This is a genomic window from Ruegeria sp. L11 (assembly GCF_056531755.1).
Genome location: NZ_JBQFMI010000013.1, coordinates 1 through 23,377 on the forward strand (window position 1 = coordinate 1; position 23,377 = coordinate 23,377).

Below are 23,377 nucleotides of genomic sequence, written 5' to 3' on the forward strand. Positions count from 1 at the left end.
ATCCAAACACGCTAAATAAGACCTCACCACCAAACCCGCAACCAAAACCAAAAAACTCAATCAAGCCAATACCGCAATTGAACGGCTAATGTGCATTGGAACACCATGTCTTTGGTCGAAGCCAAAACAATCGTCGCAAACGGCCAATATCCAACGCCAAGTTGGTTGCAGAAACAGGCGCTGCAACAATTACAGACGCAAACGTGACTGCATGGCGCAGGAGTTTCGTTTCATTTCACCGCTAAATATGACAACTCTGCCCTTGCGGGTCCGGTCCGTGATTGAGAAACACAAGCAGGTCGCGATCATTCGATGAGAGCCGAGATGACTTCTGAACAAGCCGTCCGCGATGCGGTTCAGACGCATTCAAAGCGTGTCTGGCGGTTTGCGCTGGCATTATCGGGCGCCTCGGATGTAGCTGACGATTTGTTGCAGGCCACATGTTTGCGCGCGCTTGAACGACATCACCAGGTGACGTCGCACAACCGACTGGACAGCTGGTTGATGACAATCTGCCGGTCGATCTGGCTGAATGAGCTGCGTTCACGGTCGGTTCGGCGCGCGCAGGCGCTGTCGGTGACCCCCGAAGCGGATCTGGTTGCAACGGGACCGGATACAGAAACGAATATTTTCGCGGCTGAAGTGTTTACTCAAGTGATGCAGTTGCCAGAGGCACAGCGTGAAGCGGTAATGCTCGTCTTCGTTGAGGGGTACAGTTACCGCGAAGCCGCTGCCTTGTTGGAGGTTCCAATTGGCACGATCATGAGCCGGCTTTCGAATGCCCGGCAGAAACTTAAAACCGTGATGCAGATTGATGCAGCGGACACCGCGCGACGGAGTGGCAAATGACGTTTTCCGACGAGACGCTTCTAGCGTATCTGGAAGGCAGCCTGGATGAGGCTCAGACCCGCGCCATTGAGGCTGCGGTTGAAGATGACGCTGCGCTGGAACATCGTCTGATGGCGCTGGATCCATTTGCGCCTGTTGTTCGGGATGTTTTTGAGAACCTGCCCGCTGAAGCGCCGAAGGTGGACCTGCCGGAAATAACGACGCGGCCCGCCAATAACGGGTTTCTGCGTCTTGTTGCGGTAGCTGCCAGCGCGGCATTTGCAGCCGTCGCCGTAACATTTTGGGCCACCCGGCCAGCAGATTTAAGCTGGGCCCAGCAGGCCGCGATCTATCAATCACTTTACGTGCCGGAAACGATTGCATCGCTGGACAGTTCGGACGCGTCGCTGGCCAAGCAATTTGCAATGGCCGAAGCCGAACTGGGACGAACGCTGAATCAGGAAACACTGGAAGCCTTGCCAGGGCTGGAGCTGAAGCGGGCGCAGGTTCTTTCCTTCAAAGGCAAGCCCTTGATCCAAGTGGTTTTTGCCGATGATCAGGGTCGACCACTTGCCTTCTGTGTCATTCGCCAGGGACCGAATGCCCCAAATACCGAAGTCCAACAAACGGTGTTGAGCGGTTTGGCAACTGCAAAGTGGGAGCAGGGCGGTTATGGATATATGCTGTTGGGCAGTTCCCCACAGACGGATTTAAGCAACGAACTGGAAGTGTTGACCCGCACATTCTCGGGCTGATGGAAAACCCTTGTGAACTGTTGCAAATGCCCGAAGAATGCCGGGTATGACGTCGAAGAAAACCATGCCCCTTCCAAAAGACGAGGTCGATGATCTTGGCCCAGCCAGCATCTATGATGGCGATCCGGCAGAAGAAGACGACCCTTGGTTTTTGCCCCCGGACCAGGACGTGGAGGAAGGTTTCTTTTTGCCTGGTCCCCGATCGGATCAGCGCCCATTGTTCGATCCGCGCGATTGGTATTCGGCACAATCAGAATTGTCGGCAGAGCTTGCTGATCTTGCCCTGACCTTTGGCGCTCTGGATGAGCGGCTGCGTTCGGGGCCTGAGGGGTGGACGCATCGTTTGGCACTTATGGAAACGTCCGATCTGGGGTGGTGGACAGGGGATCGGGTCAGCGTGGACCGCCTGGCTTTGTGGACGGGTCTGAGGATCGGCGCGACCCACGATGACGTGCAGGCGCTGTTCCGGGCAGGTTGGGCCGTGCGCCGTCTGAGCTCTGGCGCAGGCCCGGCTACAGGTGGGTGGGAAAGCGGGTTGACCGCGTTTCTCGACCGTCTGGCTCAGGGCTCTGATGCGACGCCCGAAGCGATCGTTGATCTGGCCGAAGTCATGCAGAATGCTGAAAGGTTGCACCCGGTAACACAATCGGCGATCGCGTTTCATGCTTGGCGAGCTATATCGCAGGGCGTCGGACACGACACCGAGGCGGCAATCATCGCAGCGCGGCACGCGGCTTCGATGGGGCGGGGCGGCGCAATGTTCATGCCACTGGCGTTGTCTGGTCCGGGTGCGTTGCGCGGAACGGGTGGGCCGACGGAAAAGTTAGGGTCTTGGATACAGGGCGCCGGGCAAGCCGTTCTTGCGGCCTTGCTGCACCTCGACCGGATCAGTGCCTGGGAGGGCAAGGCGCGCGACGCGACGCAGGATTTGAGCGGTCGCACCCCCCCGCGTCTGATTGATGCTCTGGCGGCGTGGCCCATGGTCTCGGCCCCGCTTGCGGAAGAACTTACCATTTCTTCGCGCGCGGCGGTTCAGCGGAATTTTGACCTGTTCACCCGGAGAGGTCTGGTGCGTGAAGTCACCGGCCAAGGCCGTTACCGGGTCTGGACTGCCGCACTATGATCCGTCAACCACTTGAAGATGCGTGCGGCGGGAAGCACACTTTCAGCGCCCAACGCCGACATAGGTGTCAAATCCTGACTTCAGCGCCGTAGTTTTCGAGTAGATGTTGCGCAGGTCAACCATCCTGGCTGATTTCATTGACGCTGCAATTTCGGAAAGGTTCAGCGCGCGGAACTCATTCCATTCCGTCAGCAGCACAACAACATCCGCGCCCCGCGCGGCGATATACGGATCGTCGCACCATTCGACGCCCGGCAAAAGCGCTTCTCCTTCAGATTTTCCCTGCGGGTCAACAACGCGCACCTTTGCGCCTCCGCCTATCAGGGCGGGAACGATGGACAGTGATGGCGCGTCGCGCATATCGTCTGTGTTGGGTTTGAACGTGACACCCAGAACTGCCACGGTCTTGCCGTTGAAATGATCGTCACATGCGTCACGAATTTTCTCGATCATCCGCTTCTTGATTTCGTCATTAACGCGGATGACGGTCTCGGTGATCTGCATTGGATGCGCGTGGTCCTGCCCGATCCGCGCCAACGCGGCCGTGTCTTTTGGAAAACATGAACCACCGTAGCCGGGTCCTGCATGCAGAAATTTGTTGCCGATCCGCCCGTCAAGGCCGATGCCGCGCGCAACTTCTTTAACATCCGCGCCAACTTTTTCGCACAGTCCTGCGATTTCATTGATGAAGGTGATCTTGGTCGCCAAAAACGCGTTGGCGGCGTATTTAATCATCTCGGCACTTTCCAGATCGGTGGTCAGGATCGGGAAGTCGCGCAGATACAGAGGGCGATATATTTCTGCCATCACCTCGGCAGCGCGGTCGTTTTCCACGCCGACCACGACGCGGTCCGGGCGCATGAAATCGTCGATTGCCGCGCCTTCGCGAAGGAATTCAGGGTTCGAAGCCACGTCAAATTCGGCCTGGGGGTTGGCGGTCTTGACTGTTTCCTGCACTTTTCTGTTTGTTCCGACGGGCACAGTCGATTTTGTGACGATAACGGTATACCCGGTGACAGCCTGAGCGATTTCTTCCGCCGCTGCCATCACATAGGTCAGATCCGCATGGCCGTCTCCACGCCGGGTCGGCGTTCCAACTGCAATAAAGATAGCATCCGCGCCGTCCACTGCGGCTGCAAGATCGGTTGTAAAGCTCAGACGGCCAGCCGCGACGTTTCGTGCCATCAGCACGTCCAGACCCGGTTCATAAATAGGCACCTGTCCGGCTTTGAGCATATCGATCTTCTGCTCAGCCTTATCAACGCAAATCACATCATGACCGAAGTCCGAGAAACACACACCGGACACAAGGCCCACATACCCGGTGCCGATCATTGCAATGCGCATCTGCCAAATCCTTTTATACCAATTACTATCAACGGCGCGGGCACAATCGAAGAATCCAGCGCCGGTTTCAATGATTTACAGGTATGGTTGCTGAGTTCCCATGTTTTCTTGTTGTTTTTGAGGCAATATGCGCGGGAACAGAGTTTTTACAATCCGTCGTGCTGCGCAGAACTTGTTGAATCACGTCCATTGTCAGCTGAAAAGATACAATTCTGGGCATGGACCAGCGACAAACAGCCAGTAAGCGGGCGGTGTTGCGCCGCCCACTTTTCGCCCGGAGCAAGGCGGCTGTAGCGGGTCCAATGGAATTGGCGATTGCTATAGAAATAGACCGACGACGCAAAAAAATCCGCCCGAACCACAGTTCAGGCGGCAGCTGTACTCAGAACCAGCGCCCTATGGCGATGACACTTGGTGAAAAAGCCGCTGTATCCGAAGTTACGGAGAGGGCTTTGCACGTGGCTTGAGTGTTTCCGGGCACATCAAACCCGATGAAACGATTATTGGCTCCAGCGCTGCCACTAACGCTTGGCGCAGAGGAAAATGGCGCTGGGTAGTTCCACGTCATTGCAGCGCTTGCGAACAATACGCCTTCAACGGCCGTGCATGCGACAGGAAGCAACGCGGCGGTGCAAATCAGGGTTCCATCGGCAAAACGTGTAAATTCGCCATTGGTGTTACTTCCGCGCTCTATGACCGCACCGGTTGGTATACCGCCAACTTCTGATACCGACCCCAGAAGGTTACCCGGCCCATAACCGTAGTCGGCACGCATCAGGCGACCCGAAGTGGTATCCGTCGCATCGCCCTGAACAGCCGCACCAGCCGCTGTTCCGGTCGCGGGGTCAAAAGTCAGAGCTTCGGTCCAGGTACCTCCGTCAGGGGACACTTTGATTGAAAACCCCGTACTTCCGGATAACCCCATTTCAGCGTGACCGGTCCAGTTCGACTGAAACACCAGCGATGCTGTATCGCTGGCACCCGCCTTGTTGATCTTCAGCTGATGCCCGCCGCCCTCATGGCTCAGAAGCGTTGCCGGGCTTCGGACAGACAAGCGATTCGTAGCGTCCGAACTTGTTGCCACCCCAATACCATTCAGGTTCTGAGTATTGACGGGCAAGGGCAGCCAGTCAGACCCATTCCAGATCTTCAGTTCACCAGTGGCCTCGTCCCAGGCGCGCCAGCCCGCATACGGGGTCAAGAAATGCCAGGCGTTGTCCAGCCATGCGGCAAGCTCTCCTGCATGTCCGGCCCAGTCCCCGGTGGGGGTGACGCCCAGAGCATGGATATCACCCTGCTCGGGGACAACGGGCGGGGTGCTGGCATTGGTCGTCTGAACTGTTAGCTGAACGACCAGATCAAGCTGTCGCAGTGCCTCGTTGTGGGTGACGTGCTTTTGAGCCTGCGAAGGTTGTAGAAAAGGCAGGCGCAATCTGGGTGAGGTCATTGACACGAGGGTCCTCCTGTGGCTGTCGGTCCGAAAGTCGGTTGCGCGCCACTCTGCCGTAAGACGCGTCAATCCCGTCTGACCCGGCCGACCGCACAGGGAATAATCTGTTAACTTGAGTATCCCCGGGGACAAGCCGACCCGAGTATGGCCTATGGAAAACTATGTCGCCGCTTAGTCCCGGGCATAGATGTCTTCATATCGAATGATGTCATCTTCGCCTAAATAGGTGCCGGTCTGCACTTCGATCAAAACCATGGGAACTTTGCCGGGGTTCTCCATCCGGTGCACGGCACCCAGCGGGATATAGACAGACTGGTTTTCGCTGACCAACCGTTCCTGATCATCGACTGTAACCTTGGCGGTGCCTTCAACCACAATCCAATGCTCGGACCGATGGTGATGGGACTGCAGGCTGAGCGAAGCGCCAGGATGTACATGGATTCGTTTGACTTGAAATCTGTCACCGATCACGAGGCTCTCAAACCAGCCCCAGGGGCGGTGATCGACCGGAAGCGTATCTGCCTGTTTGGCCCCTTTTGCCTTTAAGGCAGCGACAGCCTGCTTGACGTCCTGAGCTTTATCCATGCTAGCAACCAGCACAGCATCTGGCATCGCAATTGCGATAATGTTCTCAAGCCCCATTGCCACCACTTCCTGCGCAGGTGATTCTGATCGTATCAGAACGTTGCGGCAGTCGATTGTGGTTACTTCCCCATATGTCGCGATGCCGTTTTCATCAGGGTTTGACAATTCTTGAACAGCCGTCCAACTTCCAACATCCGACCAACCTGCGGAATACGGAACCACGCTAAGGTTGGGGGCTTTTTCCATGACCGCATAGTCGATCGAGACGTCATCGACGTCAGCCCAAGCCGAAGGGTCCAATCTCAGGAACCCCAAATCTGTCTTTGCGTTGTCGACGGCCTGTTGGACAGGTGCAACAAGGGTGCTTGCGTATTTTTCATATGCTGCAACGATGTCACGTACCGCAAACAGGAAGATGCCGGAATTCCACAGGTAACTGCCATCTTTCACCATCGCCTGCGCGGCTTCCAAATCCGGTTTCTCCACGAACCGATCCAGGCGAACTGCACCCCCGGACGCGTCTGGGGCGTCGTTCAGCTTTAAGTAGCCATACCCGGTTTCGGGTCGAGTGGGCGTGATGCCAAATGTCACCAGATCGCTTCGTTCGGCAATTGCGCGCACGCCTGTGGCGACGGCCTGATGAAAAGCGGCCTTGTTTGGAAGCACATGATCTGAAGGCGCGACCAGCATGATGGCATCCGGATCACGTGAGGCAAGGTACAACGCAGCCGCCAGTACGGCAGGGGCCGTGTTTCGCCCTTCAGGCTCAATCAGAATCGGACCGGGGTCGATCCCAATAGCGGTCAGCTGTTCAGGTACAATAAACCGAAAGGCTTCGTTGGTGAGAACCAGCGGTTTGGCATAGGGCGTATGCGAGGGTCCAAGCATCCGGTCGGCACAATCCTGTAACAGACTGGTTTTTCCGACAAGTGGAACGAATTGCTTGGGATAGCTTTTGCGCGACAGGGGCCACAAACGCGTTCCGGAACCACCACACAGGATGACTGGATAGACCGTACTGTTCATACACGTGCCCCTGAATTGCTGATGACCAAAGATATTGCTCAATTCTTTTTTGTGGAATGGGAGATCCCGTGGCTACTGGGCCGCTTTTCCAGTTGCCACAATGTCATTCAGATATTGGCTCAGATCATCGCGCAGGTCGTCACGGGCAAGGGCAAAGGAAACGGTCGCTTGCAGAAAACCGGATTTTGAGCCGCAGTCGAAACGCTGCCCGTCAAACTTGTATCCAAAAACGGGCACGCCGGATGCGATATCCTCGGCGATTGCATCAGTCAGTTGGATTTCACCGCCGCTTCCGGTTTTCATTGCGTTCAGGTTGTTCAATACGGAAGGTCGAAGAATATAGCGCCCGATAACCGCCAGATTGGATGGCGCTTTTGAGGGTTCGGGTTTTTCGACCATGCTCCTGGCCGGAATGACCGGGCCGATACTGTCGACGACATCCAGAACGCCGTACGAACTGGTCTTTTCTGGTGAAACTTCCATTGTTGCCACCATGTTGCCGCCCGTTTCCTCATAGGCTTCAACCATTTGTTGCAGACATGGTTTATCTGCAGCAATCACATCGTCAGGCAGCATTACAGCAAAGGGTTCATCGCCTATCAAACGGCGTGCACACCATACAGCATGCCCCAACCCCAGGGCTTTGTGTTGGCGGATATAGGCAATCGCGCCGCTTTCCATATTGGTCTTGTTTAGGATATCGAGAAGCTTGTTTTTGCCCTTGGCCATTAACTCCTGTTCGAGGACAAGGTTGTGGTCAAAGTAATCTTCAAGCGCGGATTTCCCGCGAGACGTCACAAAGATGAACTCTTTGATACCAGCGGCGCGCGCTTCATCGATTGCATATTGCACCAGCGGGCGATCCACCAACGTCATGATCTCTTTCGGAACAGATTTGGTTGCCGGCAAAAACCGGGTTCCCATTCCCGCCACTGGAAAAACTGCTTTGGTGACTTTGCGTGTCATGGTGCCTCTCAAAACAAAACTTGGCCGGAAAAGCAGAAAACATCCGGAATGTCCTCTTAGTCTTCAAAACCGCGTCAATCAATCATGCCCGGTGTGCCGGCCGTTATTGACCAAATCGTGCCACCTCGGTCCAGATGAGTCAAAAGCCGACTCCGGTGTTTCCTGTATACAAGGCCTGAACCACAGTTCCCAGAGACCCTTCCGCTATAACTCTGTGCCAAAAATCTGACGACGATTTGTCGTTCACGGAAAGTTGATATGTTTGGAGCGGCGTCGGTTGTCTTGAAAAACTCCCGGACGGAGTCCTGCATATTTTCTTTGGATGGGCATAGCGCCTTGTTATGACGAGTAGTTTAGGACTGCGCGGCCGAAAAGAATTTGGATGGCAGGGACTGTGCAACTGAAATTAACACGGCTCACTTAGTCGCAAGCTGCGTCAAGTAACGTGTCTTATGTACACAAGTATCCCGTCGGCAAACATCCGAGCTTCTTGGAAATACATGATCTGACGCATCTAGTCCGTTTTCGAATGGGCAACAATATGATCGGAACCGCAAAGATTGGTGATAACGGCGGTCTGTTGCGACCGGCGATAAGATGCTCAAGCAAGTCGCGTGGTACCGTTCAACGCATGCTTGGCGCCTTATCGGACCAGTTTCGTTGTCATCGAGGTTTCGGGAAAACAGGTGGGTGCAACACCCTTCGTTTCCTGCCATCTGCCTATGGATCGGCGGGTTTTGAAACCTGGCAAGCCGTCAACGCCTCCAACATCGTACCCCAAGCTTTCCAGCGCGCCCTGCATTTTTGCTATATCAGAACGGTACAAGCCGCCGACCTTGCGCCATTGCCCTTTAAAATCGCCGCTTCCAAACTGGATTCTGTCACCGACGTGGCCGACGAACAAAGCATACAGATCGCTTTTGTTGTATTCCTTCAAAACGTAAAAATTCGGAGTGACCAGAAAAGCAGGACCAAATCGTCCTGCCGGCATCATCAGGTAACCTGCCCCCTTCAACTCGTGGGCTGGAAAAGGTTTGCCCGAGACCCGGTTTATGCCCATCGCTTCCCATTGCTGGATTGACTGCCCTTGATCAGGTCCTTCCAATGCACATGAAACGGTTGCTGGCACAGACACTTCGAAACCCCAGTCACGCCCGGCGATCCAGCCGTGCTGTTTCAGGTAGTTGCCAATCGATGTGATTGTATCATCGGATGACCCCCAGATATCGACCTGTCCGTCGCCGTTGCCATCTGCGGCGTAAGCCAAATAGCTTGATGGCATGAATTGGGGTTGTCCTAACGCGCCCGCCCAACTGCTTTTCAATTGCCGGGCTGGCAGAGGTCCTGCTTCCGCGATTTGCAGAGCCGCGATAAGCTCGGCCGTGAAGTAGTCCGCGCGCGTGCTCATGAATGCCTTGGTCGACAAAACCCTGAACGCATCATGGCGGATCGGCACCTGCCCATAGCCGCTCTCTCTGCCCCAGATTGCCAGAATGATACGAGCAGGAACGCCCGTTTGACGTTCGACTTTGGCAAGAATCGCAGAGTGTTGCCTCGCCATCCTGCGCCCGATAGACGTTGCGCCCTGAATTGACCCCGGATTGAAATACCGGCTGGGCGATCCAAACTCGGCTTGTTTTTGCGCCTTGGGCGTTTTGCGTTTATGTCCGGGGGGAACCAGATCAGGCAGGTCCCAGTTCAGAGTAACACCAGAAAACGCCTGTTGCAGTGTGTTGCGCGAAACACCTTTGGCCTGCGCCTGCGGCCAGATCGTCTCCAACAACCACGACTGAAACTGGCGTTCAATTGCTGCACGATCCTGTGCCAGTGCGGTCTGGGACAGAATGATCAATCCTAGAGTGAACAGCAAAATACGCATTGACGATTTATCTGTCCCGACTGGCCTTGCAAGTCAACGGGAAGATGCCGCGCGACCCGTCGCCGTTTACACCCAAAGTTGAAAGAAAATTGAGGATGGCAATCCCCGGTTCGGAAAAACTCTTGAGAAAATTCACCCGCTTGCCGATAGTTGGATGGGATTGAGATGAGGAGAGGACAGTCAGCTGTGGCACAAGTCATTTCGTCCAATCCATCCTTGCTCAGGCTTGTCGTTGTGCTCCTGTTGATCGTTTCGGCGCAACCAGCTTTGGCCAGCGACAGCTTTATGGACCCGGAAGGCCCAATAGCGGCAGTTCAGAAAACGCATTTGCTTCGGGCGACCGTATTGATCCTGCTGGCCGTTATCCCGGTATTGGTGCTGGTCCCGATAATAGCGTTTCGGTATCGCCGCCGGAGCAACCGCATTGCGCCCTACGCGCCGGATTGGGATTTCTCGGCAAAGCTGGAATTTGTAATGTGGGGTGTGCCTGTCATAATCGTGGCCTTGCTGTCTTTTTACCTTTGGAAGGCGACGCATCGGCTTGACCCGTATTCGGCACCGTTTGGTGAAGATCCGGCGCTGCGGGTTCAGGTTGTCGGTCTGGATTGGAAGTGGCTGTTTCTGTACCCCGATCTTGGGGTCGCCACTGTAGGAGAGTTCGGAATTCCGACAAAGCGGCAAGTTGCATTGACGCTGACAACCGATACCGTGATGCAGTCGTTTATGATACCCGCGCTGGCCGGACAGATTTATGCGATGCCGGGCATGACCACCCAGTTACATCTTGTCGCGGATGCGCCGGAAGTGATGCAGGGTGAAAACACTCAGTACAACGGACGGGGCTTTACCAAGCAGAAGTTCCGCACCATCGCAATGAGTGATGAGGATTTCGACGCTTGGGTCGAAAAAGTGCGTAACAACAGCATCCAACTAGATGTGGCAACGTATCGGAAACTGGCCATGCGGACCGACAGGGATGAAGTTCAGGCCGCTTTGGGAACATCTCGGATGCCGGATGATGCGCTCTACTTCACAATAAAAGACGATCTGTTCCGGAATATCCTGAGCCGCTACCACAGCGGTCAGCCGCTGCCCATCGATCTACAGCCTGGAACTGCATCATTTGGGCAGGAGGCGCAAAAATGACGCCGACCGAGACAGGTTTCTTCGGGCGTCTGAGTTGGGACGCTTTTCCGATTGCCGGGTTGATCCAGAACCCAAATACTAATGAGATTGTGGCCAATACAGCCGCAGCTGTTGTGATTATTGGCGTTGTTGTTGTCGTAGGATTGCTGAGCTGGTTTCGTCTGTGGACACCCCTGTGGCGCGATTGGCTGACCAGCGTCGATCACAAAAAGATCGGTATCATGTATATCGTCTTTGCCATCGTGATGCTGGCGCGCGGTGTGCTTGAAGGCGTTGTCATGCGCGCGCAGCAGGCTTCCGGGCCCGGCGACGGTTTCCTCGAAGCCGAACATTTTGCTGAGCTTTTCAGCACTCACGGCACAATCATGGTCTTCTTTGTTGCCGTTCCCTTTGTCTTTGGTGTTGCGAATTACATTGTCCCGCTGATGATCGGCGCGCGCGATGTGGCGTTCCCGCGACTAAACCAGATTGGTCTGGGCCTTACGGTTTCGTCAGGCATGATGCTGATGGTGTCGCTGGTGATTGGAGAGTTTTCGACCGGCGGCTGGACAGCCTATCCACCGTATACCGGCGCAGCGTTCAATCCCGGTGTTGGACCGGATTACTGGATCTGGGCCATCGTTGTTTCGGGCATTGGCACCTCACTGACCGGTATCAATTTTGCTGTAACGATCTACAAGTTGCGCGCGCCGGGCATGACGTTCATGCGGCTGCCGATGTATTGCTGGACAATCATTTGCAGTTCGATCCTGATCGTCTTTGCTATGCCGCCTTTGGGTGTCGCCGCGCTGATGCTTGCCGCTGATCGCTATCTTGATTTCCACTTTTTCACAAACGACCTCGGTGGCAACATGATGAACTATGCCAATCTGTTTTGGCTGTTCGGCCACCCCGAGGTTTACCTGCTGGTTTTGCCTGCTTATGGCATCTATTCCGAGGTGTTTGCGACCTTCTCGGCCAAACGGCTTTATGGCTACAACTCGCTTGTCATCGCGACCATGTCGATCGCAGTGTTGTCGTTCACAGTCTGGCTGCACCACTTTTTCACCATGGGTCAAAGCGCGCTGATCAACGCGGTGTTTGGCATTGCGACCATGCTGATTGCCATCCCAACCGGCGTGAAAGTCTATGACTGGATGGCGACGCTGTGGCGGGGGCGCATTCGGTTTTCGGTGCCGATGCTTTATGGGTTGTCATTTTTGATGCTGTTTGCCATCGGTGGGCTGAGCGGTGTGATCCTGGCAAACCCAACCGTAGATTACCAGGTTCACAATACGCTGTTTTTGGTAGCTCATTTCCACAACGCGTTATTGCCTGGCGTGTTGTTCGGATTGTTGGCGGCATACAATTACTGGTTCCCCAAGGCCTTTGGATTCCGACTGAACGAATTCTGGGGCCGGGTTTCTGTCTTTTGCTGGACCGGGGGGTTTTTGCTGACATTCATGCCGCTCTATTTCGTCGGGCTGTTGGGCATGCCACGCCGCTCTTTCAGCTATAGCGATCCGTCTTTCCACCCTTTCATGATCGTGGCCATCATCGGAGCGATAGTTATTACCTGTGGATTGTTCTCGGTCCTGATCCAGCTATGGGTCAGCATTCGTGACCGCGACCAAACCCGCGTTCCTGTTGGGGATCCCTGGGATGGTCGCACATTGGAATGGACTATCCCTTCACCGCCTCCCGCGTACAACTTTGCGATCATCCCCAAGGTTACGGATCGGGATGAATTCACGGCACAGAAGGCAAAAGGAACGGCCTATCCAACACCAGACGCTTATGAAGATATCGAACTGCCCCGAAACACGGGAATTGGCTTTGTCCTTTGCGTTCTCAGCGGCATATGGATGTTTGCGCTGGTCTGGTGGATCTGGTGGCTTGCCGCGATAATGACGGTTTTGATGATCCTTGCGGTGATCATCTGGACATTTGATGACAGTACAGAACTCACCATCCCCGCGGAAGAGGTGCGAAGGGATCACGAAGCCTGGTTGGCGTTGGTCCACAGCGAAGCGGCGGTGGATCGCGACTCTGAAACTTCTTCGGAAAACCGCGGCCTTGCCCGCCCGGATCTGGAGGTGGCGACATGAAGCGCGCGCCCACTCATAGTTATCCCGGTATCAATCTTGGAGAACATCACGCCAGTGCCCACAAGGCGACCGAGGTTGTCACCTTTGGGTTCTGGGTCTTCTTGATGAGCGACCTGGTTTATTTCGGCCTGATGTTCGCTATTTACATAACAATGATCGATGCACAGGCAGGTGGACCCGGCCCGCACGAGTTGTTTGATCTGAAAAGTGTTTTTGCGCAAACCCTGATACTGCTGACCAGCAGCCTGACAGTGGGTCTTGCCATGCTGGCGCTGAAGTACAATCTGCCGCGCGGTCGCATTGTCTTGTGGTTTGGCGTCACGCTTGTTCTGGGCCTTAGTTTTCTGGTGCTGGAAGTGCGCGACTTCATGGCCATGGCGGAAAAAGGTGGCATTCCACAGCGCAGCGGATTTCTGTCAGCCTTTTTTGGGTTGGTCCCGCTGCATGGTCTGCACGTTGCGACAGGATGCCTTTGGCTGATCGTTTTGGGTATTCAGCTGCGCGTCAAGGGCATGACCGACGTGGTTATCTCGCGCGTGGTGCGGCTGGCGTTGTTCTGGCATTTTCTCGATCTGATCTGGATTGGGATCATTACCATCGTGTATTTCGGAGGTCTGACCTATGGATAGGCGCTCTGAAATGCATCGTCGCGAGCGTCGGCGCTATGTGATTGGGTATGGTGGCTCGCTGTTGCTGACCTTGGCAATGTTTGGCGTGGCACAGGTTTATGGGATTGAAACGGTTGGTGTTTACCTGACCATCGGGTTGCTTGGATTGGCACAGCTTGTGTTGCAGCTTGTCTACTTCCTGCATATCGACCGCCGGCGCAGCAGCCGTGAAGATCTGCACCTAGTGCTGTTTTCGACACTGGTTCTGATGATAATGATCCTTGGCACCGTCTGGGTTCTTGGCAATTTGGCCACCCGAATGCACATGCACTTGATGTAGTGCCTATTTGAGACAAGCGGAGTAGCGGGTCGAGATTTGGCTTTCGGCAGGACCACCAATAGCGGAAAAAGCCTCAGTACGTTGTCCGCATTTGGTAACCCTGATGAAAGGTCATGCGTACGAAAGTGACTGGGGTATTGCGAAACCACGTTGTCCGCTCCAACTGGAACAAAGGTGTTCCGGGCGGAACAGAAAGAAAGTCCTGAAGCGGACCGGTTGCCGGAACAGCTGAGAATGCAATTTCCGCGTTCGAAAAAGGAACCTCGGCCAGCAGCCATTCGTTTGGACCGGTGGTCAGAAAGTCTTCATCCATGACGTGCGGTACCGCGGCTGTATTGATCCATCGTTCCTCGTACTGGAAGGGGCGATTGTCTGCATGGTGCATACAGCGCAAATGCAGAATTTGCGTACCCTCGGGCAGCCCGAGTTTGGCTTGTAGCCATGCCGGGCAATCAATCAGTGTACGGCTGACCAACGCATACCGGTATTCTGCATTCATATCTTCAATGGTTTGACGGACTACCGCAATCGGCAATCTGGCCTGTTTGACCGGTGTTGTAACCACACGTGTGCCGCCTTTGCGTTTGCGTGTTACAATGCCCTGATCAGCAAGTTCACGCAGAGCTCGATTGACAGTCGCGCGGGCGCAGCCGAACTCGGCGGCAAGCTCCAGTTCGGTGGGCAGCAGGCTGCCTTGCGGCCAAATTCTGGTCTGGATGCGATTTAGAACTTCATCGCGGATATCTTGGAAGCCGACGTTTTTTTGCTCGTTCACATTGTGCTCACTATATTTTCGAACTTATTCATATTATGTCTAGGTTAACGGTGAGATGCAAAGAATTTGACCCAGAACCTTATCAGATTGCAGGATTGCGCGGTTACGCCATGGGCCAATGGTGGCGGGGTAACAACCGAACTTGCCGCGAAGCGGGTCGGTAAACATGTCGTCTGGCGTATCAGTGTGGCCCGGATCGATCAGGATGGGCCATTTTCCCGATTTCCGGGGATGTCGCGCGTACACACGATCATCGAAGGGACCGGGCTTGATTTGCTCGGTGATAGTGGTGTTTTACCAGCGCGGCCATTCCTGCCGGTTTCGTTCGACGGGGCGCTCGCGCTGAATGCGCGGCTGTTGGGCGGGCCGTGTCGTGCATTCAATGTGATTTACGATTCAAAGGTCGTTGTTGTGGTGAACGTTTTTGCAAATGATCAGGAATTTGAAGCGACAGCGGGCGAGTTTGTCTTTGTCGCCTCGGGAATGGCCCACATGTCAGACAACACGCCGCTGGTTGCCGGAGACGCAATGACGCTGAACGCCGCTGTTACGGTCAGTCCGGCTGCAGGCGCTAAGATCCTTCGCGTGTGTTTCAATAAGATCCCTAGCTAAAGCTCAGCCAGAAGCTCACTTATTGCCCCTTTGTAGTTACGCGTGACCTTGTCCCGCAGGACGTGATGTCCGTTTTGAACCTGGTGTCTGCCTGCGGACCAAAGATCAGTAACGACATTATCTTTGGCGGCAAAGACTAAACCATCCAGCAACTGGTGGGGCTGTAGTGCACAAAGGGCAGGGGCCTGACTGTCGATAGCGACGAGATCAGCCAGCATTCCTTCGGTAATTTGCCCCGCATTGCGACCAAGCGCCTGCGCGCCGCCCATAGCTGCGCCGCGATAAAGGGTTTGTCCGGCCGAGCCTTCGCCAACCACCATCACGTTACGTGACAGGTCGCGCAGTCGTTGCGAGTATTCGAGTGTGCGGAGTTCTTCGGTCATGGAAATCAACACGTTGGAGTCCGACCCCACGCCAAAAGCGCCGCCCGCGCTCAGATAGACAGGGCCGTTGAAAGGCCCGTCGCCCAGGTTGGCTTCTGTCACCGGGCACAGACCGGCAACGGCATTGCTATGGGCCATGGCGCGAGTCTCTTCGTCAGTCATGTGGGTGGCATGGATCAGGCACCAGTTGGAATCAACCGGGGCATTATCCAGCAGCCATTCGACCGGACGCGCGCCAAGGCCAGCCTGAACTTCCTCAACTTCTCTGGGTTGTTCGGCAATGTGAATATGAATTGGACCGGAACTTTGTGATGCCACCACTTGCGCCAGATCGCGCGGACAGGTGGCGCGCAAGGAGTGTGGCGCGATGCCGACGCGACAGTCGTCGGGAAGACTACCGAGAGCATCCCGCGCCTGCGCGACAAGTTCGCAAAAACGGTCCACATCATTTCCAAAGCGTCTCTGCCCCGCCTCCAGCGGTTTTTCCCCAACTCCTGCATAGCTGTAGAGCACGGGCAGATGGGTCAGGCCAATTCCGGTCTCGGCGGCGGCGGCCATGATACGGTCGCTGAGTTCGCAAATTCTGTCATAGGGTTGCCCGTTCGGTTGGTGGTGCAGGTAATAGAATTCACCGACCGAGGCGTACCCGGCCTCCTGCATCTCGACATAAACTTGCGCGGCGATGGCCTGAATGTGGTCAGGGCTCAGGCGGGTTGTGAAGCGATACATCAGATCGCGCCAAGTCCAGAAACTGTCACGGCCAGCCAGCCGATATTCGGTCATTCCCGCCATGGCGCGCTGAAAGGCATGGCTGTGAAGGTTGGCCAAAGCGGGCAGTAGAGTGTCGACAAGGGTGTCGCCGAGTTGCGCGACAGCATTGGGTGTCAGTCGGGCAATGCGACCATTCTTGATCTCGAGTCGCAGATTCTCTGCCCAGCCGGCTGCCAGAAAGGCCCGTTTTGCGAAAATGACCGTCATCCCTACCTCCGGTTTTATGAATAGACATATGCCATAAAGACCTGTACCAGAAAAGAGAGAATTGCACCGAAGAGGGATTCGAATGCAAACCCACGATCATCTGTTCACAGACCTGCACGCCGCGACCATGGTTGGTGCGGATGCATACGGATTGATCGAAGACGCGGCGATTGTCGTGCGTGGGGGCCGAATTGCGTGGGTCGGTCCGAAGACGCAGTTGCCGGAAGAATACGCGACGTTCTCTCAAACCTTGCTGGACGGGCGGTTGGTGACGCCGGCTCTGATCGATTGCCATACCCATGTAGTGCATGGCGGCCACCGCGCAGCTGAGTTCGAGATGCGCCTTAACGGTGCCAGCTATGAAGAGGTGGCCCGCGCGGGCGGTGGTATTATTTCGACCGTGAAAGCCACGCGTGCGGCCAATAAAGAGGATTTGATTGCGCAGGCCCTGCCGCGCGTGGACGCGATGATCGCCGAAGGGGTCTCGGTGATCGAGGTCAAATCGGGCTATGGGCTTGATTGTGAAACTGAGCTGACCATGCTGCGCGCCGCGCGGGCCCTGCAGGAAAGCTGCCCGGTGCGCATTGTGACCAGTTTTCTGGGCGCTCATGCTGTGCCCGCCGAGTATAAAGACCGGCCCGAGGCGTACATTGCAGAGATTTGCATTCCGACGCTTCGCACGGCTCATGCCGAGGGTTTGGTAGACGCAGTGGACGCATTTTGCGAAGGGATTGCCTTCCTGCCCGACCAACTGGTGCCACTGTTTGACGTTGCCAAGGAACTAGGACTGCCGGTCAAATTGCATGCCGAACAACTGTCCAACCTGGGTGGTGCGAAACTTGCTGCAAGCTTTGGTGCGCTGTCTGCCGACCATATCGAGTATCTGGACGAAAGCGGTGTCAAAGCCATGGAAGTGGCAGGCACGGTGGCCGTGATACTGCCCGGGGCTTTCTACACCCTGCGCGAGACGCAACAACCGCCAATTGATTTGCTACGCAAGTACGACGTGCCAATGGCCCTTGCGACCGACTGCAATCCGGGCTCGGCTCCGATGACATCACTTTTGCTTGCGATGAACATGGGATGCACCTTGTTTCGAATGACCCCCGAGGAAGCGTTGAAAGGTGTCACTGTGAATGCCGCGCGTGCACTGGGCCTGAGAGACTGCGGCAGGATCGTTCAGGGCCTGCGGGCGGATCTGGCTGTCTGGAATGTCACTCACCCGGCCGAGCTTGCCTACCGCATCGGTTTTAATCCCCTTCACGCCCGCATATTCGGAGGCGCATTTTGACCACTCTGACGTTAACTCCCGGCGCTGTCTCTCTGGCGCAGCTGGAACAGGTATTCCGCCAGGAATGCGCCGTTCGGCTGGACCCGGATTGCAGGCCTGCGATAGCCGCGGCACACGCTCGCATCATTGAGGCGGCGACTGGCGAAGCCGCCGTTTACGGGGTCAATACGGGCTTTGGAAAACTGGCAAGCGTCAAGATCGCGGCCGAGGATACCGCGACGCTGCAACGCAACCTGATCCTGTCCCATTGCTGTGGCGTCGGACCAGCGATCCCGCGTGCTGTTGCGCGGCTCATGATGGCACTCAAACTGCTCAGCCTCGGACGTGGCGCGTCGGGTGTGCGGCTGGAACTGATTGACCTGCTGGAAGCGATGCTTGGCGCAGGGGTGACACCGGTAATCCCGGCACAGGGGTCTGTTGGTGCTTCGGGCGATCTGGCACCGCTGTCGCACATGGCAGCCGTCATGATGGGCGAGGGTGAGGCCGAGTTTGGCGGCACCCTCATGTCTGGCGGCGACGCGCTGGCAGCGGCAGGTTTGACCCCGGTCGAACTTGGCCCCAAGGAAGGTCTGGCGCTGATCAACGGCACTCAGTTTTCTACGGCGTTTGCGCTGGCGGGGCTTTTCGGCGCTTGGCGGGCGGCGCAAAGCGCTTTGGTCACTTCAGCCCTGACAACTGATGCGATTATGGGGTCTACCGCGCCTTTGCAGCCCGAAATTCACGCCTTGCGTGGTCACCGGGGCCAGATCGAAGCGGGCGCAACCATGCGCGCGCTACTGGCTGGGTCGGTCATTCGCGAAAGCCATCGGGACGGTGATACGCGGGTTCAGGACCCGTACTGCATCCGCTGCCAGCCGCAGGTTGTTGGTGCCGCGATGGATGTGCTGCGTCAGGCTTCGGTGACACTGGAAACCGAAGCCAACGCCGCCACCGATAACCCTCTGGTTCTGGCCGAGGCCGGGTTGATCGTATCAGGCGGAAACTTTCATGCAGAACCGGTCGGGTTTGCCGCCGACATGATTGCTCTGGCAGTGGCCGAGATCGGGGCGATTGCGCAGCGACGCATCGCGCTGATCGTCGATCCGGTGCTCAGCTTTGATTTGCCTCCGTTTTTGACACCCAACCCCGGTTTGAACTCTGGCCTGATGATTGCCGAAGTCACGACAGCCGCACTGATGAGCGAAAACAAGCATCTGGCCAATCCTTGCGTCACGGATTCAACACCGACTTCGGCCAATCAGGAAGATCACGTGTCAATGGCCGCCCATGGCGCGCGGCGGCTGGGGCAAATGGTGACCAATCTGGAACGTATCCTGGGGGTCGAGTTGCTGTGCGCAACGCAAGGGGTTGAATATCGCGCGCCGCTGCCAACCAGTGAAAGCCTTCAAGGTGTCATGGCGCGCCTGCGTTCGGTTGTACCGGCGTTGGAAGATGACAGGTACATGGCAAATGACATCGAAGCAGCCTCGGCCCTTATTGCAAGCGGTGAGATTGCCGAAAGCACCGGTGTCGCCATGCCGGAGCTTGGCGCATGACTGCTCCGGTCGAGGTAGTTCAGGGTGGTAGTCCAATTGTTTTGGGCCTGCCTCACACGGGCACTTATGTGCCTGCGGCGATTGATGCCAAACTGAATGCTCGGGGTCGGGCGCTGACAGATACGGATTGGCACATCCACATGCTCTACGACGGGCTTTTGCCCGGTGCTACCACGGTGCGGGCCACCTTTCATCGCTATGTGATCGATGCCAATCGTGACCCTGGCGGTACTTCTCTTTACCCTGGCCAAAACACGACGACCTTGGTGCCGCTTACGGACTTCGACGGGCAGGATATCTGGGACATCCTTCCAACTGAAAAAGATACCATTGAACGACGTGACGCATTTCATGCGCCATATCATGCCGCTTTGCTGGCCGAACTGGAAAGGGTGAAGGCGATCCATGGCATCGCTGTGCTGTATGATTGCCACTCAATCCGCAGTCACATTCCTTTTCTGTTCGACGGCGTTTTGCCCGACTTGAACATTGGAACAAATAACGGGATGACCTGTGCACCGGAAATCGAAACAATTGCACATGAATTCGCCTCTTCATCCCCTTTCAGCACCGTTTTGAACGGACGCTTCAAAGGCGGGTGGACGACACGGCACTACGGACGCCCGGATAACGGTATTCACGCTATCCAGATGGAGCTGGCGCAGTCGACCTACCTGACATCAGAAACGCCACCCTGGACTTTTGACACTGCCAAAGCCACCCGTCTCCGGCGTTGGTTGAAATACATTCTAGACGTCCTCAATGACACAGCATTGGAGCTTGCCCGATGACCGATCCTCGCAAAAACACCCGTGACATCTTTCCACCCACCGGACCTGAACTGAACGCCAAAAGCTGGATGACCGAAGCGCCGTTGCGGATGATGATGAATAACCTGCATCCTGACGTGGCCGAAAACCCGCATGAGCTGGTGGTCTATGGCGGGATTGGCCGCGCGGCACGGACGTGGAAGGATTTTGATACCATCGTTGCCAGCCTGAAGGATCTGGAAGAGGATGAAACGCTGGTGGTGCAGTCCGGAAAGCCGATTGCCATTGTTCGCACCCATAGCGATGCACCCCGCGTATTGATCGCTAACTCGAACCTTGTGCCGCACTGGGCCAATTGGGACCACTTCAACGAGCTCGATAAGAAAGGTCTGATGATGTACGGCCAGATGACCGCTGGCTCGTGGATCTATATCGGTACACAGGGCATCGTGCAGGGCACTTATGAAACATTTGCGGAGGCCGGGCGTCAGCATTATGGCGGCGACCTGACAGGTAAGTGGATCCTGACCGGGGGACTGGGTGGAATGGGCGGCGCGCAGCCTCTGGCCGCTGTCTTTGCAGGGGCTTGTTGTCTGGCCGTGGAATGCAACCCGGACAGCATCGACTTTCGCTTGCGTACAAAATACCTGGACGAAAAAGCCGAGACGCTGGACGAAGCGCTGGCAATGATTGATCGCTGGACTAGGGCGGGCGAAGCGAAATCCGTTGGTTTGTTGGGGAATGCCGCTGAAATCTTCCCGGAAATCTACGCCCGGATGCAAGCTGGCGGGATGCGCCCCGATATTGTCACGGATCAGACCAGCGCCCACGATCCGGTAAATGGCTACCTGCCGCTTGGTTGGACCATGGCGCAATGGAAAGACAAGCGCGAAAGTGACCCGAAGGCGGTCGAAAAGGCTGCACGTGCTTCGATGAAGCAGCACGTCGCTGCAATGGTGGACTTCTGGAACGCGGGCGTGCCGACGTTGGATTACGGCAACAACATCCGACAGGTGGCTCAGGATGAGGGGTTGGAGAACGCTTTTGCCTTCCCCGGCTTCGTACCCGCCTATATTCGCCCGCTGTTTTGTCGGGGTATCGGACCCTTCCGCTGGTGCGCGTTGTCCGGTGACCCTGAAGATATCTACAAGACAGACGCCAAGATGAAGGAACTGTTCCCCGACAATACCCATCTGCACAACTGGTTGGACATGGCGCAGGAGCGTATTGCGTTTCAGGGCCTGCCGGCGCGGATCTGTTGGATCGGGCTAGGAGATCGCCACAAGGCCGGGCTGGCGTTCAACGAGATGGTTAGAAACGGCGAATTGAAAGCTCCGGTCGTCATCGGCCGAGATCATCTTGACAGTGGTTCTGTCGCCTCACCTAACCGCGAGACCGAGGCGATGAAGGACGGTTCGGACGCTGTTTCGGACTGGCCGCTGCTGAATGCGCTTGTCAACACGGCCTCGGGTGCGACCTGGGTTTCGCTGCATCACGGCGGCGGGGTTGGTATGGGCTTCAGCCAGCATGCAGGCGTCGTCATCTGCGCAGACGGAACCGATGCCGCAGCCAAGCGATTGGAGAGGGTGCTCTGGAATGACCCCGCGTCGGGGGTTTGGCGTCACGCGGATGCCGGGTACGAGGACGCGAAAGCCTGCGCTCGTGAACATGGGCTGCGATTGCCGGGCATTTTGGGCTGATTACCACGCCAACCTTTGTTTTGTCGGTTTGCCTTAGCGCTAACGTCACATTTTCCGGTTTCGAACCGGTGCTGTTTCGGCTAGGGCTAAGCCGTTCAACAACCCCGTGGGGTTGAAGGCAACTGACAAAGGTGGCTACCCGTTGCTCGATATTGCACATGTCCGCTCGGTGATTTCGGACGTTTATGACCTTGCCCCATCGGCCGCACTGGCCAATGAGATGAAAGACACGTTTGCCCGCATGGATCGCGTGGTCAGCCCACCAGATTGGGCAATCTACGCGCCTTACGTGCGAGCCATCAATACGCTCAAGAAAGAGCGTAACGCCGTGATCCTTGGGCACAATTACATGACACCCGAGATTTTTCACGGTGTGTCCGATTTCGTTGGGGACAGTTTGCAGCTTGCGATCAAGGCCAGTGAAGTCGAAGAAGATGTGATCGTTCAGGCCGGTGTTCATTTCATGGCCGAGACATCGAAAATCCTCAGCCCTCAGAAGACTGTTCTGATGCCCGACATGGAAGCCGGTTGTTCATTGGCAGAATCGATCACCGCTGAGGGAATCGACGAAATGCGCGCCAAATACCCCGGCGCGCCGGTTGTGTCCTATGTAAACACCACTGCCGAGGTCAAAGCAGCTTCGGATATCTGCTGCACCTCTTCGAACGCGCTTCAGATCGTCAACGCCATGGAAAGTGATACGGTCATCATGACGCCGGATCAGTACCTGGCGCAAAATGTTGCCAATCAAAGCCACAAGAACGTGGTGTATTGGCCCGGCTCTTGCATTGTGCATGAACAATACACGGCACAGGACCTGCGCGACTTCCGCGAATGGAACCCGGGAACACGGCTTATCGCGCATCCTGAATGCCCGCCGGATGTGGTGGCCGAGGCAGACTATTCCGGCTCGACCAGCGGCATCATCAAATACGTGCATGATGAAAAGCCGAAAAAGGCGATGCTGATCACCGAGTGTTCGATGGCATCCAACATTGCCGATGAATTGCCCGAGGTCGAATTTGTAGGGCCATGCAACATGTGCCCGTATATGAAGAAGATCACGCTTGAAAAGATCCTCTACGCCCTGCACACGATGGAAGGACAGGTCGAGGTAGCCGAAGATGTGGCTGAAAAGGCGCGCAAATCCGTTCAGGCGATGATCGATCTGTCCCGCAAGCTCGGCATTTGAT

20 protein-coding genes are annotated in these 23,377 nt (G+C 56.0%); 13 read left to right on the forward strand and 7 right to left on the reverse strand.

Going from position 1 to position 23,377, the window contains the following annotated elements; all coding sequences use genetic code 11:
- The first annotated feature begins 324 nt into the window (after positions 1 to 324).
- From ACR0CE_RS16380 to ACR0CE_RS16390, 3 genes are all read left to right on the forward strand, one after another.
- On the forward strand, positions 325 to 849 hold the full coding sequence (locus ACR0CE_RS16380) for an RNA polymerase sigma factor (RefSeq protein WP_480833199.1): 525 nt from the start codon (positions 325 to 327) through the stop codon (positions 847 to 849).
- On the forward strand, positions 846 to 1,583 hold the full coding sequence (locus ACR0CE_RS16385) for an anti-sigma factor family protein (protein WP_480833200.1): 738 nt from the start codon (positions 846 to 848) through the stop codon (positions 1,581 to 1,583). Before ACR0CE_RS16380 ends, ACR0CE_RS16385 begins: the two co-directional genes overlap by 4 nt.
- A gap of 64 nt (positions 1,584 to 1,647) precedes the next feature.
- Positions 1,648 to 2,706 carry a helix-turn-helix domain-containing protein gene (locus tag ACR0CE_RS16390; RefSeq protein ID WP_480833201.1) on the forward strand — a complete coding sequence of 353 codons (1,059 nt, stop codon included), beginning with the start codon at positions 1,648 to 1,650 and terminating at the stop codon, positions 2,704 to 2,706.
- A 42-nt stretch (positions 2,707 to 2,748) separates the two neighbouring features.
- On the opposite strand, the gene ACR0CE_RS16395 is transcribed toward ACR0CE_RS16390, so the two are convergent.
- The 5 genes from ACR0CE_RS16395 to ACR0CE_RS16415 form a co-directional block, all read right to left on the reverse strand.
- Complete coding sequence (locus ACR0CE_RS16395; RefSeq protein WP_480833202.1) at positions 2,749 to 4,053, reverse strand: UDP-glucose dehydrogenase family protein; 1,305 nt, start codon at positions 4,051 to 4,053, stop codon at positions 2,749 to 2,751.
- Positions 4,054 to 4,435: 382 nt separating this feature from the next.
- Positions 4,436 to 5,500: a DUF2793 domain-containing protein gene (locus tag ACR0CE_RS16400; protein WP_480833241.1), complete on the reverse strand. Its 1,065-nt coding sequence runs from the start codon at positions 5,498 to 5,500 to the stop codon at positions 4,436 to 4,438.
- A 174-nt stretch (positions 5,501 to 5,674) separates the two neighbouring features.
- Complete coding sequence (locus ACR0CE_RS16405; protein WP_480833203.1) at positions 5,675 to 7,114, reverse strand: mannose-1-phosphate guanylyltransferase/mannose-6-phosphate isomerase; 1,440 nt, start codon at positions 7,112 to 7,114, stop codon at positions 5,675 to 5,677.
- Between the two features lie 72 nt (positions 7,115 to 7,186).
- On the reverse strand, positions 7,187 to 8,080 hold the full coding sequence (locus tag ACR0CE_RS16410; RefSeq protein ID WP_480773620.1) for a UTP--glucose-1-phosphate uridylyltransferase: 894 nt from the start codon (positions 8,078 to 8,080) through the stop codon (positions 7,187 to 7,189).
- Between the two features lie 643 nt (positions 8,081 to 8,723).
- A complete protein-coding gene (locus tag ACR0CE_RS16415) occupies positions 8,724 to 9,959 on the reverse strand; it encodes a lytic murein transglycosylase (RefSeq protein WP_480483626.1) in 1,236 nt (411 codons plus the stop codon).
- A 186-nt stretch (positions 9,960 to 10,145) separates the two neighbouring features.
- On the opposite strand from ACR0CE_RS16415, the gene ACR0CE_RS16420 reads away from it, so the two are divergent.
- From ACR0CE_RS16420 to ACR0CE_RS16435, 4 genes are read left to right on the forward strand one after another with little or no spacing between them, the layout of a single operon-like run.
- Positions 10,146 to 11,105 (forward strand): cytochrome ubiquinol oxidase subunit II, encoded by a 960-nt coding sequence (locus tag ACR0CE_RS16420; RefSeq protein ID WP_480483627.1) that lies wholly within the window; start codon positions 10,146 to 10,148, stop codon positions 11,103 to 11,105.
- The gene (locus tag ACR0CE_RS16425) at positions 11,102 to 13,192 is read left to right on the forward strand and encodes a cbb3-type cytochrome c oxidase subunit I (protein WP_480833204.1); all 2,091 of its coding nucleotides are present in this window, start codon (positions 11,102 to 11,104) and stop codon (positions 13,190 to 13,192) included. The genes ACR0CE_RS16420 and ACR0CE_RS16425 overlap by 4 nt, the downstream gene beginning before the upstream one ends.
- A complete protein-coding gene (locus ACR0CE_RS16430; RefSeq protein ID WP_480833205.1) occupies positions 13,189 to 13,821 on the forward strand; it encodes a cytochrome c oxidase subunit 3 in 633 nt (210 codons plus the stop codon). Before ACR0CE_RS16425 ends, ACR0CE_RS16430 begins: the two co-directional genes overlap by 4 nt.
- Positions 13,814 to 14,140, forward strand: a complete 327-nt coding sequence (locus ACR0CE_RS16435; RefSeq protein ID WP_245220760.1) for a cytochrome o ubiquinol oxidase subunit IV — start codon at positions 13,814 to 13,816, stop codon at positions 14,138 to 14,140. The genes ACR0CE_RS16430 and ACR0CE_RS16435 overlap by 8 nt, the downstream gene beginning before the upstream one ends.
- A gap of 73 nt (positions 14,141 to 14,213) precedes the next feature.
- Here ACR0CE_RS16435 and ACR0CE_RS16440 read toward each other — a convergent pair whose 3' ends face one another.
- On the reverse strand, positions 14,214 to 14,915 hold the full coding sequence (locus tag ACR0CE_RS16440) for a GntR family transcriptional regulator (protein ID WP_480833206.1): 702 nt from the start codon (positions 14,913 to 14,915) through the stop codon (positions 14,214 to 14,216).
- Between the two features lie 66 nt (positions 14,916 to 14,981).
- Between ACR0CE_RS16440 and ACR0CE_RS16445 the strand changes: the two genes are divergently transcribed.
- Positions 14,982 to 15,527, forward strand: coding sequence for a HutD/Ves family protein (locus ACR0CE_RS16445; protein WP_480483632.1), 546 nt, complete (start codon positions 14,982 to 14,984; stop codon positions 15,525 to 15,527).
- Here the strand turns inward: ACR0CE_RS16445 and ACR0CE_RS16450 are convergent.
- The gene (locus ACR0CE_RS16450) at positions 15,524 to 16,888 is read right to left on the reverse strand and encodes a formimidoylglutamate deiminase (protein WP_480833207.1); all 1,365 of its coding nucleotides are present in this window, start codon (positions 16,886 to 16,888) and stop codon (positions 15,524 to 15,526) included. The genes ACR0CE_RS16445 and ACR0CE_RS16450 overlap by 4 nt on opposite strands.
- Positions 16,889 to 16,970: 82 nt before the next feature.
- Between ACR0CE_RS16450 and hutI the strand changes: the two genes are divergently transcribed.
- The 5 genes from hutI to nadA all read left to right on the forward strand — a co-directional run bounded on the left by hutI (position 16,971) and on the right by nadA (position 23,376).
- The gene (hutI, locus tag ACR0CE_RS16455) at positions 16,971 to 18,179 is read left to right on the forward strand and encodes an imidazolonepropionase (protein WP_480833208.1); all 1,209 of its coding nucleotides are present in this window, start codon (positions 16,971 to 16,973) and stop codon (positions 18,177 to 18,179) included.
- A complete protein-coding gene (gene hutH, locus ACR0CE_RS16460; RefSeq protein WP_480833209.1) occupies positions 18,176 to 19,714 on the forward strand; it encodes a histidine ammonia-lyase in 1,539 nt (512 codons plus the stop codon). Before hutI ends, hutH begins: the two co-directional genes overlap by 4 nt.
- Positions 19,711 to 20,505 carry an N-formylglutamate deformylase gene (gene hutG / locus ACR0CE_RS16465; RefSeq protein WP_480833210.1) on the forward strand — a complete coding sequence of 265 codons (795 nt, stop codon included), beginning with the start codon at positions 19,711 to 19,713 and terminating at the stop codon, positions 20,503 to 20,505. The genes hutH and hutG overlap by 4 nt, the downstream gene beginning before the upstream one ends.
- Positions 20,502 to 22,184, forward strand: a complete 1,683-nt coding sequence (hutU, locus tag ACR0CE_RS16470) for a urocanate hydratase (protein WP_480833211.1) — start codon at positions 20,502 to 20,504, stop codon at positions 22,182 to 22,184. Before hutG ends, hutU begins: the two co-directional genes overlap by 4 nt.
- A 142-nt stretch (positions 22,185 to 22,326) precedes the next feature.
- Positions 22,327 to 23,376, forward strand: a complete 1,050-nt coding sequence (gene nadA, locus ACR0CE_RS16475; protein WP_480833212.1) for a quinolinate synthase NadA — start codon at positions 22,327 to 22,329, stop codon at positions 23,374 to 23,376.
- Position 23,377 lies beyond the last annotated feature (1 nt).

Bases quoted from the DNA above. Each gene is read 5' to 3' on its own strand.
- ACR0CE_RS16450 (WP_480833207.1), bottom strand. From the start codon at position 16,888: ATGACGGTCATTTTCGCAAAACGGGCCTTTCTGGCAGCCGGCTGGGCA.
- ACR0CE_RS16400 (WP_480833241.1), bottom strand. From the start codon at position 5,500: ATGACCTCACCCAGATTGCGCCTGCCTTTTCTACAACCTTCGCAGGCT.
- ACR0CE_RS16405 (WP_480833203.1), bottom strand. From the start codon at position 7,114: ATGAACAGTACGGTCTATCCAGTCATCCTGTGTGGTGGTTCCGGAACG.
- ACR0CE_RS16395 (WP_480833202.1), bottom strand. From the start codon at position 4,053: ATGCGCATTGCAATGATCGGCACCGGGTATGTGGGCCTTGTGTCCGGT.
- ACR0CE_RS16430 (WP_480833205.1), top strand. From the start codon at position 13,189: ATGAAGCGCGCGCCCACTCATAGTTATCCCGGTATCAATCTTGGAGAA.
- ACR0CE_RS16410 (WP_480773620.1), bottom strand. From the start codon at position 8,080: ATGACACGCAAAGTCACCAAAGCAGTTTTTCCAGTGGCGGGAATGGGA.
- hutG (WP_480833210.1), top strand. From the start codon at position 19,711: ATGACTGCTCCGGTCGAGGTAGTTCAGGGTGGTAGTCCAATTGTTTTG.
- ACR0CE_RS16415 (WP_480483626.1), bottom strand. From the start codon at position 9,959: ATGCGTATTTTGCTGTTCACTCTAGGATTGATCATTCTGTCCCAGACC.
- ACR0CE_RS16385 (WP_480833200.1), top strand. From the start codon at position 846: ATGACGTTTTCCGACGAGACGCTTCTAGCGTATCTGGAAGGCAGCCTG.
- ACR0CE_RS16390 (WP_480833201.1), top strand. From the start codon at position 1,648: ATGCCCCTTCCAAAAGACGAGGTCGATGATCTTGGCCCAGCCAGCATC.
- hutI (WP_480833208.1), top strand. From the start codon at position 16,971: ATGCAAACCCACGATCATCTGTTCACAGACCTGCACGCCGCGACCATG.
- ACR0CE_RS16435 (WP_245220760.1), top strand. From the start codon at position 13,814: ATGGATAGGCGCTCTGAAATGCATCGTCGCGAGCGTCGGCGCTATGTG.
- ACR0CE_RS16425 (WP_480833204.1), top strand. From the start codon at position 11,102: ATGACGCCGACCGAGACAGGTTTCTTCGGGCGTCTGAGTTGGGACGCT.
- ACR0CE_RS16380 (WP_480833199.1), top strand. From the start codon at position 325: ATGACTTCTGAACAAGCCGTCCGCGATGCGGTTCAGACGCATTCAAAG.
- hutU (WP_480833211.1), top strand. From the start codon at position 20,502: ATGACCGATCCTCGCAAAAACACCCGTGACATCTTTCCACCCACCGGA.